9 protein-coding genes and 1 tRNA gene are annotated in these 12,006 nt (G+C 69.0%); 8 read left to right on the top strand and 2 right to left on the bottom strand.

Going from position 1 to position 12,006, the window contains the following annotated elements; all coding sequences use genetic code 11:
* Window positions 1-686: 686 nt before the first annotated feature.
* Entirely contained in the window at window positions 687-1,760 is a 1,074-nt protein-coding gene (locus tag ACMXN5_RS19630) for an adenosine deaminase (RefSeq protein ID WP_439676346.1), read from the bottom strand.
* A 131-nt stretch (window positions 1,761-1,891) separates the two neighbouring features.
* Window positions 1,892-3,142, bottom strand: coding sequence for a pyridoxal phosphate-dependent aminotransferase (locus ACMXN5_RS19635; protein WP_439676347.1), 1,251 nt, complete (start codon window positions 3,140-3,142; stop codon window positions 1,892-1,894).
* Between the two features lie 207 nt (window positions 3,143-3,349).
* Here ACMXN5_RS19635 and ACMXN5_RS19640 point away from each other — a divergent pair.
* The 8 genes from ACMXN5_RS19640 (at window position 3,350) to rpoB (ending at window position 11,901) form a co-directional block, all read left to right on the top strand.
* Window positions 3,350-3,422, top strand: a tRNA-Trp gene (locus ACMXN5_RS19640).
* Window positions 3,423-3,541: 119 nt separating this feature from the next.
* The gene (gene secE, locus ACMXN5_RS19645; protein ID WP_078979280.1) at window positions 3,542-3,868 is read left to right on the top strand and encodes a preprotein translocase subunit SecE; all 327 of its coding nucleotides are present in this window, start codon (window positions 3,542-3,544) and stop codon (window positions 3,866-3,868) included.
* A gap of 64 nt (window positions 3,869-3,932) precedes the next feature.
* Complete coding sequence (gene nusG, locus ACMXN5_RS19650) at window positions 3,933-4,808, top strand: transcription termination/antitermination protein NusG (RefSeq protein ID WP_439676349.1); 876 nt, start codon at window positions 3,933-3,935, stop codon at window positions 4,806-4,808.
* Between the two features lie 172 nt (window positions 4,809-4,980).
* Window positions 4,981-5,415 (top strand): 50S ribosomal protein L11, encoded by a 435-nt coding sequence (gene rplK, locus ACMXN5_RS19655; RefSeq protein ID WP_078975739.1) that lies wholly within the window; start codon window positions 4,981-4,983, stop codon window positions 5,413-5,415.
* 133 nt (window positions 5,416-5,548) lie between these two features.
* The gene (rplA, locus tag ACMXN5_RS19660) at window positions 5,549-6,265 is read left to right on the top strand and encodes a 50S ribosomal protein L1 (RefSeq protein WP_126636177.1); all 717 of its coding nucleotides are present in this window, start codon (window positions 5,549-5,551) and stop codon (window positions 6,263-6,265) included.
* Window positions 6,266-6,700: 435 nt separating this feature from the next.
* A complete protein-coding gene (gene rplJ, locus ACMXN5_RS19665) occupies window positions 6,701-7,264 on the top strand; it encodes a 50S ribosomal protein L10 (protein WP_380031802.1) in 564 nt (187 codons plus the stop codon).
* Between the two features lie 93 nt (window positions 7,265-7,357).
* On the top strand, window positions 7,358-7,738 hold the full coding sequence (rplL, locus tag ACMXN5_RS19670; RefSeq protein WP_439676350.1) for a 50S ribosomal protein L7/L12: 381 nt from the start codon (window positions 7,358-7,360) through the stop codon (window positions 7,736-7,738).
* Between the two features lie 683 nt (window positions 7,739-8,421).
* Window positions 8,422-11,901: a DNA-directed RNA polymerase subunit beta gene (rpoB, locus tag ACMXN5_RS19675; RefSeq protein WP_126636173.1), complete on the top strand. Its 3,480-nt coding sequence runs from the start codon at window positions 8,422-8,424 to the stop codon at window positions 11,899-11,901.
* Window positions 11,902-12,006: the final 105 nt, after the last annotated feature.

The raw sequence follows: 12,006 nt of genomic DNA on the forward strand, positions 1-12,006 counted from the left end.
AACCCCACAGCCCACTCAACCGAACGCGAGCCTCCGCCGCCCCCGCGTCCGCACAAAGCCCGCACCCAACCTCGGCGCACCCAACCAACCCTCCGCGCCGCCCCCGGCCCGCGAGGTCCCCACCGCCCGGCGCCCGAGCCGACCCGGAGCTCGCACAAAAGCCCGCGGTCCACCCACAGCCTGCACCCAACCTCGGCACCCGACCGCCCTCGCGCTGCCCGCTCGCGAGGCCCCAAGCGCCCGGTGCCCACCAAAGCCCACAGCCCGCTCACGTCCGGCCGCCCAGTTCCCGACGCCCGAGCCGACCCGGACGCACCGGTCCCCGACCGCAAGGTTCCGCCGCCCCCGGGCCCGCACAAAAGCCCGCAGCCCACCGAGGCCCCGCACGCAACCCGGCACCCAACCGGCCCCTACGCTGCCCCCTGCTCGCGAGGTCCCCACCACCCGGCGCCTACCGCAGCCCGCAGCCCGCTCACGCCCGGTGCCCAGCCTCCGGCGCCCGAGCCGACCCGGACGCACCGGTCCCCGCTCGCGAGGTCCCAACCGCCCGGGCCCGCATCGCAGCACGCAGCACGCAGCCCATCCACACCCCGCACCCAGCCGTCGGCACCCGACCCGCACCCCGATGCTCTCGGCCGCGGGGCCCGATTCGCTCGCCGCCTGCCCGAATCCCGCAGCCTCTCACCTCACGCAACGGGTGGGCGGGTGGGCACAACCCCCGCCCCCACCACCGCATCGGACCCCGCGAGCCACCCCTCCACCCCGTCCAGCAACGCCCGCTGCACCTCCGCCGGCGCCACCGAGCCCAGGATCGACTGCCGCGCCAACTCCGCCAACTCCGCGTCGGTGAAGTCGTGTTCGTCCCGGGCCAGCTCATACTGCGCGGCCAACCGCGACCCGAACAGCAGCGGGTCGTCCGCGCCCAGCGCAATCGGCACACCCGCCTCGAACAACGTCCGCAACGGCACATCCGCCGCCTTGTCGTAGACGCCGAGCGCGACATTGGAGGCCGGACACACCTCGCACACGATCCGCCGCCGGGCCAACACCGCCATCAACTCGGGATCCTCCACCACCCGGATCCCGTGCCCGAGCCGCCGCGCGCCCAACACGTCCACGCAGTCCCGGATGCTGCGCGGCCCGTCCAACTCACCGCCGTGCGGATTCGCGAACAGCCCCGCGTGCCGGGCGATTTCGAAGGCCCGCTCGAACGCCGGCGCCCGCCCGCGCCGCTCGTCGTTGGACAGCCCGAACCCGACCACGCCACGATCGGTGTACTGCGCCGCGAGCCGCGCGAGCGTACGTGCCTCCAACTGGTGCTTGGTCCGGTTCGCCGCGATCACCACGGCGATCCCGATCCCGGTGGCCTTCCGCGCCGCCTCCACCGCGTCCAGCACGATCTCCACCGCCGGGGTCAGCCCACCCAGCCGCGGCGCGTACGAGGTCGGGTCGACCTGGATCTCCAGCCACCCGGACCCCTCGGCCCGATCGTCCTCGGCCGCCTCGCGGACCAGCCGATGCATGTCGTCCTCGGAGCGCACACACGAGCGCGCGATGTCGTACAGCCGCTGGAAGCGGAACCAGCCGCGTTCGTCGGTCGCCCGCAATCGTGGCGGCCGGCCCGAGGTCAGCGAGTCGGGCAGCCGCACACCGTGCAGGTCCGCCAGTTCCAACAGGGTTTCCGACCGCATGGATCCCGTGAAGTGCAGGTGGAGATGAGCCTTCGGGAGGGTGCGGACATCGCGTGCGGGACGATCCATCCACAGATCATGGACCACCGGCCCCGCACACGTGAGGGGTACCGCCGATGATCCCCCTGAAGGAGAGCGGAAACTTCGGCGGCGCCGACGTGAACGACGACACGAGCGACGACATAGGCGACGACGTGCGGCTACTTCGCCTCGGCCAGCAATTCCGCGATCCGCCGTACGCCCTCGACCAGGTCCTCGTCGCCGAGCGCGTACGACAGGCGCAGGTAGCCCGGAGTGCCGAAGGCCTCACCCGGCACCACCGCCACCTCGACCTCGTCCAGGATCAGCCCCGCCAACTCGGCCGACGTCGCGGGGCGCGCGCCCCGGATCTCCCGGCCGAGCACCCCCTTCACCGACGGATAGGCGTAGAAGGCGCCCTTCGGCTCGGGGCACTCGACGCCCGGGATCTCGTTCAGCATCCGCACGATGGTGCGCCGGCGCCGGTCGAACGCCGCCCGCATCGTGTCCACCGCCGACAGATCCCCGCTCAGCGCGGCCAGCGCCGCGGCCTGGGCGACGTTGCAGACGTTGGAGGTGGCGTGCGACTGCAGGTTCGCGGCGGCCGCCACCACGTCCCGGGGGCCGATGATCCACCCGACCCGCCAGCCGGTCATCGCGTAGGTCTTGGCCACCCCGTTGACGATCACGCAGCGGTCCGCCAGCTCCGGCACCACCACCGGCATCGAGACGAACTCGGCATCGTCGTAGACCAGGTGTTCGTAGATCTCGTCGGTCAGCACCCACAACCCGTGCTCGACGGCCCAGCGCCCGATCGCCTCGGTCTGCGCCCGCGAGTACACCGCGCCGGTCGGGTTCGACGGCGAGACGAACACCAGCACCTTGGTGCGCTCGGTCCGGGCCGCCTCCAACTGCTCGACCGACACCAGGTAGCCGGTGGTCTCGTCGGCGACCACGTCCACCGGGACGCCGCCCGCGAGCTTGATCGACTCGGGGTAGGTGGTCCAGTACGGCGCCGGCACCAACACCTCGTCGCCCGGGTCGAGCAGGGCCGCGAAGGCCTCGTAGATGGCCTGCTTGCCGCCGTTGGTGACCAGGACCTGCGCCGGATCCACCGCCAGACCCGAGTCGCGCAGCGTCTTGGCCACGATCGCGGCCTTCAACTCCGGCAGCCCGCCGGCCGGGGTGTAGCGGTGGAAGCGCGGCTCGCGACAGGCCGCGACCGCGGCGTCCACGATGTAGTCCGGCGTCGGGAAGTCCGGCTCGCCGGCGCCGAAGCCGACCACGGGACGCCCGGCGGCCTTGAGCGCCTTGGCCCTGGCGTCGACCGCGAGCGTCGCGGACTCGGCGATGGCGCCGACGCGAACCGAGACCCGGCGCCCGGCGGCGGACCCGGACGCGGCGGACGGGGAGCTGGGGGTGGAAGCCGTCATGCCGGCCATCGTCGCATTCGCCCCCGCCGAGAGCACGCCGATTCCGCGCCGCGAGCACACCCGAACTTCGGTACCGTCACGGCACGGGTTCGACCTGACGCACCCGACCCCGTACACTCGACGCTTGGCGGTCCCAACCTGCGTGCTGCCGCGCCCGAAATCCTGTGTTCTCGGGCCGGTGACTCCGCTAGGTTGATGACCAAACGAAGGGCACTAGCTCAATTGGCAGAGCACCGGTCTCCAAAACCGGGGGTTGGGGGTTCAAGTCCCTCGTGCCCTGCGATGTGCGAGAGCGGTCGATCCTCGGATCGACCGTGACGTGCACGCAGTCAGCGCAAACTGTCGGCGCCGACAACCCCGTCGGTGATCCACGGTCGGACCGGATCAGGTGAGGACGAGTTGACGGAGGCCCACGGCTCCACGGCTACGCCTGAGCACAGCAGCTCTGATGGCCACGGCTCCGACGACGTGCCCCCCGGCGGTCGCCGGGCGAATCGCCCGAAGGGCTCCTCGGGCAAGCCGGAGCAGAAGAAGAAAAACCTGTTCGCGCGGGCGGCTCTCTTCTACCGGCAGATCATTGCCGAGCTGCGCAAGGTCGTCTGGCCGACCCGCAACGAGCTGAGCACGTACACCACCGTGGTCATCGTGTTCTGCCTGATGATCATCGGAATCGTCTACGGACTCGACCTCGCCTTCGCGAAGGCCGCGCTCGCCGTCTTCGGCTGAGCCCCGTCCCTCGCAGCGCGCCTGCAACGACCGTTCGACCCCCAGCCAGGAAGAAGCACCCAACGTGTCTGACCCGAACCTGTCCGCCGACAACTCCGCCGATGAGACGGGGACCCTGTCGGAGCAGGCGGAGGCCGCGGCTCTCGAGGACATCGCCCTCGAGGACGCGGCCGAGGCCCCGGCCGTCTCCACCGATGACGACGTGGAAGACGCCGAGGGCGACGAGGAAGACGCCGAGGGCGCGGAAGCCGAGTTCGCCGACGACGAGGACGAGGACGACGACGAGTTCGCCGACGCGTCCGAGTCCGACGACGACGCCGAGGCAGCCGAGGACGTCCCCGAGGGCGACCCCGTCGAGGACTTCAAGGAGGTCCTCCGTCGCGCCCCGGGCGAGTGGTACGTCATCCACTCGTACGCCGGCTACGAGAACCGGGTGAAGGCCAACCTCGAGTCCCGCACCACCTCGCTCAACATGGAGGACTACATCTTCCAGGTCGAGGTGCCGCAGGAAGAGGTCGTCGAGATCAAGAACGGTCAGCGCAAGACCGTCAAGCGCAACAAGTTCCCCGGCTACGTGCTGGTCCGGATGGACCTGACCAACGAGTCGTGGGGCGCGGTGCGCAACACCCCCGGTGTCACCGGCTTCGTCGGCAACGCGCACGAGCCCTTCCCGCTCACCCTCGACGAGGTCGTCAAGATCCTCGCCCCCGAGGAGGAGAAGGCGACCGGCGGCGGCAGCGGCGCCAAGAGCACCACCGAGGTCAAGGTGCTCGACTTCGAGGTCGGCGACTCGGTCACCGTCATCGACGGCCCCTTCGCGACGCTGCAGGCGACGATCAACGAGATCAACGCCGACTCGCAGAAGGTCAAGGGCCTGGTGGAGATCTTCGGGCGCGAGACGCCGGTCGAGCTCTCGTTCAACCAGATCCAGAAGAACTGATACTTCCCCCTGGTGGGGCCCCGGTTCGCCGGGGCCGCATCCGGGTGGTGGACAAGGCGCCCTCACAACGGTGGTTATCGTTGAGTGGGCGCCGCACCGCGTGGCGGGCCCGAACACGTCCGCGCTCCGCGTGGTGATCGGGACGTACATCTCGTCGAAGGACCCGGAAAAAATGCCTCCCAAGAAGAAGAAGCTGTCAGCGATCATCAAGCTGCAGATCAAGGCCGGCGCAGCCACGCCGGCCCCGCCGGTCGGCCCCGCGCTGGGTCAGCACGGCGTCAACATCATGGAGTTCTGCAAGGCCTACAACGCGGCGACCGAGTCGCAGCGTGGCGACATCGTCCCGGTGGAGATCTCGGTCTACGAAGACCGCTCCTTCACCTTCGTGACGAAGACGCCGCCGGCCGCGCGCCTGATCCTCAAGGCCGCCGGTGTCGAGAAGGGCTCGGGCGAGCCGCACAAGACCAAGGTCGCGAAGATCTCTCGCGAGCAGGTCCGCGGCATCGCGCAGACCAAGATGGCCGACCTGAACGCCAACGACCTCGACGCCGCCGAGAAGATCATCTCCGGCACCGCGCGTTCGATGGGCATCACGGTCGAGGGCTGATCCAGCCCCCGCAGCACTCCGGCAGTACCGAAACAGCGCGAGAAGGTGTGCGTACGCCCACCGACTCGCGGAGTGGAAGGGTCCGCGCGACCCGCTCCCACCACAACTCCTTTCAGAATTCCAGGAGCTTTCAGTGAAGCGCAGCAAGTCCTACCGCGAGGCCGACACCAAGGTCGACCACGAGCGTCTCTACTCGCCGCTCGAGGCCGTCCGCCTGGCCAAGGAGACCTCGCCCACCAAGTTCGCCGGCACCGTCGAGGTGGCCATGCGCCTGGGCGTCGACCCGCGCAAGGCCGACCAGATGGTCCGCAGCACGGTCATCCTCCCGCACGGCACCGGCAAGACCGCCCGGGTCCTGGTCTTCGCGACCGGTGACCGTGCCGAGGCTGCCAAGGCCGCCGGCGCCGACATCGTCGGCTCCGACGAACTCATCGACGAGGTCGCCAAGGGTCGGCTCGACTTCGACGCCGTCGTCGCCACCCCGGACCTCATGGGCAAGGTCGGCCGCCTGGGCCGCGTGCTCGGCCCGCGTGGTCTGATGCCCAACCCGAAGACCGGCACGGTCACGCCCGACGTGGCGAAGGCCGTGAACGAGATCAAGGGCGGCAAGATCGAGTTCCGCGTCGACAAGCACTCGAACCTGCACTTCATCATCGGCAAGACGACGTTCGACGACGCCCAGCTCGTCGAGAACTACGCCGCCGCCCTCGAAGAGGTGCTCCGCGCGAAGCCGTCGGCCGCCAAGGGTCGCTACATCAAGAAGGTCGGCGTCTCGACCACGATGGGCCCCGGCATCCAGGTCGACCCCAACCGCACCCGCAACCTCCTGGTGGAGGAAGAGGCGGTCTGATCCGCCCCGCACACGAACGAGGCCCGGCACCCCACACGGTGTGCCGGGCCTCGGCACGTCCGGCCCCGGCCGCCGCCAAGCACGCCGGGCGCCGGCGAAGCCCGCGCCGCCCGCCCGCCGAAGCGATTTGCTCCGAACGGGTGCCGTCGCGTACCTTTACCCCAAGCCAAAGACCGTCGGTCGTTGTCGTCGTGCCGCAAGGCGGGTCGACAAACGAAGGTTCCGCATCGCGGACGGCCTGCGTAGGTGTGAACGTGAGACGTTACCCCCGATACATACGGATGCCGTGTGGATCGAGGATGTACGCCCCGTGCGCCTGCGCCGGGGCGTTTTTCGTGTGTGGACCCCTTCCGCCCCGCGGACCGGCGAATTCATCCGGCACAGGTCGACCGCCACGGTCGACCGGCAATCGCATCGCGGAAGGAGGCCAGCCCTATGGCGAGGCCCGACAAGGCGGCCGCGGTCGCCGAGCTCACGGACCAGTTCCGTGACTCGAACGCCGCAGTGCTGACCGAGTACCGCGGGCTCACCGTCGCGCAGCTCAAGGAGCTGCGTCGTTCGCTCGGTGAGAACGCGCAGTACGCCGTGGTGAAGAACACGCTGACCAAGATCGCCGCCAACGAGGCGGGCATCGATCAGCTGGACGACCTCCTCGAGGGCCCGTCCGCGATCGCGTTCGTCACGGGTGACCCCGTGGAGGCCGCGAAGAGCCTGCGTGACTTCGCCAAGGCGAACCCCCTTCTCGTCATCAAGGGCGGCGTCCTTGAGGGCAAGGCGCTCAGCGCCGACGAGATCAAGAAGCTCGCGGACCTCGAGTCCCGCGAGGTGCTGCTCGCCAAGCTGGCGGGTGCCATGCAGGGTTCCATGGCCAAGGCCGCGGCGACCTTCCAGGCTCCGCTCACGCAGTTCGCCCGCACCGCGGACGCGCTTCGGGCGAAGGTCGAGCAGGGCGGTGCCGGCGAGCCGGCTCCCGCCGCGGAGGCCGAGACCGCCGAGTAGTTCGGCAGTCGCGACCGACGTCGCCGGGGGCAGCGCCCCCGCCCATCCACACCACCCGGCACCAGCCGAATTGATCAGGAAGGAACGCCGATCATGGCGCTCACGCACGAAGAGCTCATCGAAGAGTTCAAGGCCATGCCCCTCATCCAGCTCGCGGACTTCGTGAAGCTGTTCGAGGAGACCTTCGACGTCAAGGCCGCCGCCCCGGTCGCCGTTGCCGCGGGCCCGGCCGGCCCCGGCGCCGTCGAGGCCGTCGAGGAGCAGGACGAGTTCGACGTCATCCTCACGGGTGCCGGCGACAAGAAGATCCAGGTCATCAAGGAGGTGCGCGCGCTCACGAGCCTCGGTCTGAAGGAGGCCAAGGACCTCGTGGACTCCGCCCCCAAGGCGCTCCTGGAGAAGGTCTCGAAGGAGGCCGCCGAGAAGGCGAAGGCCGCCCTCGAAGGCGCCGGCGCCTCGGTCGAGGTCAAGTAATTCGACGCCGCCCACTCGGGCGGCATCACCGAAGGCGATCGTCCGTCAGGGCGATCGCCTTCGGGCTTTTCGGGGCCGGTATCGGGCTCGCCCGCACCCGGCCCGCCGGCGTCGACGGGTCACCGGAAGGGGTCGCGCGGCGCCCGATTCGCCCCGATCGGCCTCGCCCGAAAGGGTGATACTCCCAACACTCTGAGCAGTCGCCGAACCCCCGCGCACCAGCGCCGTCGGGTCCTCGCCGAGGGCGTGCGCCACGGCGCGCGCGGCCGGTTCGAAGCGCGCCGCCCGGGCGTTGTCGGACCGGCGGTCTACCGTGTTTTTCCGGCTTGCCGAGGCTTCTCGCCGACTCGGTCGGCCGCTGTGACGAGACTCTCGCCGCAGGCCGCGAGTTCGGGACGGAGGTCCGGTTTTCTCGGCGCTCGGAAGGGTTCCGTCGGCTGTCAGGGGGAAAGCAACCCCTTGACGAACGGATCGGGGCGCGCAATTCTTCGGACGCACCCCTGAAGCACGGTTGCCGGATGGTTCACGAATCCGGGTGGTGGACCGGCCCTTCATAGGGGCTGGACAGCGGTGTGCCTTGTGGCTACACTGACCCTTTGCGCTGCCTATTGACTTACCCCGGTGTATGAACCCGGGCCGTCCAGTATGCGCATAGTGAGTCCGAGCCCTCGGAAGGACCCCTCTTGGCCGCCTCGCGCACCGCCTCCGCTACCAACCCCGGCGCCGCCACTGCCCCGCTCCGCATCTCCTTCGCCAAGATCAGGGAACCCCTGGAGGTTCCGAACCTTCTCGCGTTGCAGACCGAGAGCTTCGACTGGCTGCTCGGCAACAGTGCGTGGAAGGCACGGGTCGAGGCCGCCCTCGCGGGCGGACAGGATGTGCCCACCAAGTCCGGACTCGAAGAGATCTTCGAAGAGATCTCACCGATCGAGGACTTCTCCGGTTCGATGTCCCTGACGTTCCGGGACCACCGGTTCGAGCCTCCGAAGAACTCCATCGAGGAGTGCAAGGAGCGCGACTTCACCTACTCGGCGCCACTGTTCGTCACGGCCGAGTTCACCAACAACGAGACCGGCGAGATCAAGAGCCAGACGGTCTTCATGGGCGACTTCCCGCTCATGACCAACAAGGGCACCTTCATCATCAACGGCACCGAGCGTGTCGTGGTGTCCCAGCTGGTCCGCTCGCCGGGTGTCTACTTCGACAGCCAGGTCGACAAGACGTCCGACAAGGACATCTTCAGCGCGAAGGTCATCCCCTCGCGTGGTGCCTGGCTGGAGCTGGAGATCGACAAGCGCGACACCGTCGGTGTCCGCATCGACCGCAAGCGCAAGCAGAGCGTCACCGTGCTGCTCAAGGCGCTCGGCTGGACCGACTCCCAGATCCTGGAGGAGTTCGGCCAGTACGAGTCGATGCGCCAGACCCTGGAGAAGGACCACACCCAGGGCCAGGACGACGCGCTGCTCGACATCTACCGCAAGCTGCGTCCGGGGGAGCCGCCGACCCGCGAGGCCGCGCAGACCCTGCTCGAGAACCTCTACTTCAACCCGAAGCGCTACGACCTCGCCAAGGTCGGCCGCTACAAGGTGAACAAGAAGCTCGGGGTCGAGCAGGCGCTGGACGCCGGCGTCATGACCGTCGAAGACGTCATCGCGACCATCAAGTACCTGGTCAAGCTGCACGCCGGCGAAGAGGCCATGGAAGGCGCGTCGGGCCAGGAGATCGTGGTCGAGGTCGACGACATCGACCACTTCGGCAACCGTCGCCTGCGCAACGTCGGCGAGCTGATCCAGAACCAGGTCCGTACCGGCCTGGCCCGGATGGAGCGCGTCGTCCGCGAGCGCATGACCACCCAGGACGTCGAGGCGATCACGCCGCAGACGCTGATCAACATCCGGCCGGTCGTCGCCTCCATCAAGGAGTTCTTCGGCACCAGCCAGCTGTCGCAGTTCATGGACCAGACGAACCCGCTGTCGGGCCTGACCCACAAGCGTCGTCTGTCCGCGCTCGGCCCCGGTGGCCTCTCGCGTGAGCGGGCCGGCTTCGAGGTCCGCGACGTGCACCCGTCGCACTACGGCCGCATGTGCCCGATCGAGACCCCCGAAGGCCCGAACATCGGCCTGATCGGCTCGCTCGCCTCCTACGGCCGGGTCAACGCGTTCGGCTTCGTGGAGACGCCGTACCGCAAGGTCGTCGAGGGCCGGGTCACCGACGGCATCGACTACCTGACGGCCGACGAAGAGGACCGCTTCGTCATCGCGCAGGCCAACGCCCCGCTGAACGAGGACGACTCGTTCGCCGAGGCCCGTGTGCTCGTGCGTCGCCGCGGCGGCGAGATCGACTACATCCCCGGCGACGAAGTCGACTACATGGACGTCTCGCCGCGCCAGATGGTGTCGGTCGCGACCGCGATGATCCCGTTCCTCGAGCACGACGACGCGAACCGCGCGCTGATGGGCTCGAACATGATGCGCCAGGCGGTGCCGCTGCTGAAGGCGGAGTCGCCGCTGGTGGGCACCGGCATGGAGTACCGCGCCGCGGTCGACGCCGCCGACGTGATCACCGCCGAGAAGCCCGGCGTGGTGCAGGACGTCTCGGCCGACTACATCACCGTGATGAACGACGACGCGACGTACACCACGTACCGCGTGCAGAAGTTCATGCGCTCCAACCAGGGCACGTCCTTCAACCAGAAGGTCGTCGTCGACGAGGGCGCGCGGGTCGAGGCCGGCCAGGTGCTGGCCGACGGTCCGTGCACCGAAGAGGGCGAGATGGCCCTCGGCAAGAACCTCCTCGTGGCGTTCATGCCGTGGGAGGGCCACAACTACGAAGACGCGATCATCCTGTCGCAGCGTCTGGTGCAGGACGACGTCCTCTCCTCGATCCACATCGAGGAGCACGAGGTCGACGCCCGTGACACCAAGCTCGGCCCGGAGGAGATCACCCGGGACATCCCGAACGTCTCCGAAGAGGTCCTCGCCGACCTGGACGAGCGCGGCATCATCCGGATCGGCGCCGACGTCGTCCCCGGCGACATCCTGGTCGGCAAGGTCACCCCCAAGGGCGAGACCGAGCTGACCCCGGAGGAGCGCCTGCTCCGCGCGATCTTCGGCGAGAAGGCGCGCGAGGTGCGCGACACCTCGCTCAAGGTCCCGCACGGCGAGTCCGGCAAGGTCATCGGCGTGCGCGTGTTCGACCGCGAGGCCGGCGACGAGCTGCCGCCGGGCGTGAACCAGCTGGTCCGCGTCTACGTCGCGCAGAAGCGCAAGATCACCGACGGTGACAAGCTCGCCGGCCGGCACGGCAACAAGGGCGTCATCTCGAAGATCCTGCCGGTCGAGGACATGCCGTTCCTGGAGGACGGCACCCCGGTCGACATCATCCTCAACCCGCTCGGTGTCCCGTCCCGGATGAACCCGGGTCAGGTCCTGGAGACGCACCTCGGCTGGATCGCCAAGACCGGCTGGAGCGTCGAGGGCGACGACGAGGACTGGAAGGGTCGCCTCCGGGCGATCGCGGCCGACCAGGGTGCCCCCGGCACCAACGTCGCCACCCCGGTCTTCGACGGCGCGCGCGAGGAGGAGATCACCGGTCTCCTCGACTCGACCAACAAGACCCGTGACGGTGTCCGGCTGATCGACGGCACCGGCAAGGCGAAGATGTACGACGGCCGCTCCGGCGAGCCGTTCCCGCACCCGGTCTCGGTCGGTTACATGTACATCCTCAAGCTGCACCACCTGGTCGACGACAAGCTGCACGCCCGGTCGACCGGTCCCTACTCGATGATCACCCAGCAGCCGCTGGGTGGTAAGGCCCAGTTCGGTGGCCAGCGCTTCGGTGAGATGGAGGTGTGGGCGCTCGAGGCATACGGTGCCGCCTACGCCCTCCAGGAACTGCTGACCATCAAGTCCGACGACGTCCTCGGCCGCGTGAAGGTGTACGAGGCGATCGTCAAGGGCGAGAACATCCCGGAGCCGGGCATCCCCGAGTCCTTCAAGGTGCTCATCAAGGAGATGCAGTCGCTCTGCCTCAACGTGGAGGTCCTCTCCAGCGACGGTATGTCGATCGAGATGCGCGACACCGACGAGGACGTCTTCCGCGCTGCGGAGGAGCTTGGAATCGACCTGTCGCGGCGCGAGCCGAGCAGCGTCGAAGAGGTCTGAGGCTCCCTCCCGGGTCCGGCCGCGAGGCCGGACCCGGGATTTCGACCCCAGTCCTGATGAAGACACACACTGGTGGACACGGCACAGCCCCCGCCGTGACCGCCG

It is taken from the genome of Embleya australiensis (assembly GCF_051903075.1).
Taxonomy (GTDB): Bacteria; Actinomycetota; Actinomycetes; order Streptomycetales; family Streptomycetaceae; genus Embleya.

Excerpts from the sequence above, each read along its gene's own strand:
- ACMXN5_RS19630 (WP_439676346.1), bottom strand. The coding sequence starts at position 1,760 with ATGGATCGTCCCGCACGCGATGTCCGCACCCTCCCGAAGGCTCATCTC.
- ACMXN5_RS19635 (WP_439676347.1), bottom strand. The coding sequence starts at position 3,142 with ATGACGGCTTCCACCCCCAGCTCCCCGTCCGCCGCGTCCGGGTCCGCC.
- rplK (WP_078975739.1), top strand. The coding sequence starts at position 4,981 with ATGCCTCCCAAGAAGAAGAAGCTGTCAGCGATCATCAAGCTGCAGATC.
- rplJ (WP_380031802.1), top strand. The coding sequence starts at position 6,701 with ATGGCGAGGCCCGACAAGGCGGCCGCGGTCGCCGAGCTCACGGACCAG.
- rplL (WP_439676350.1), top strand. The coding sequence starts at position 7,358 with ATGGCGCTCACGCACGAAGAGCTCATCGAAGAGTTCAAGGCCATGCCC.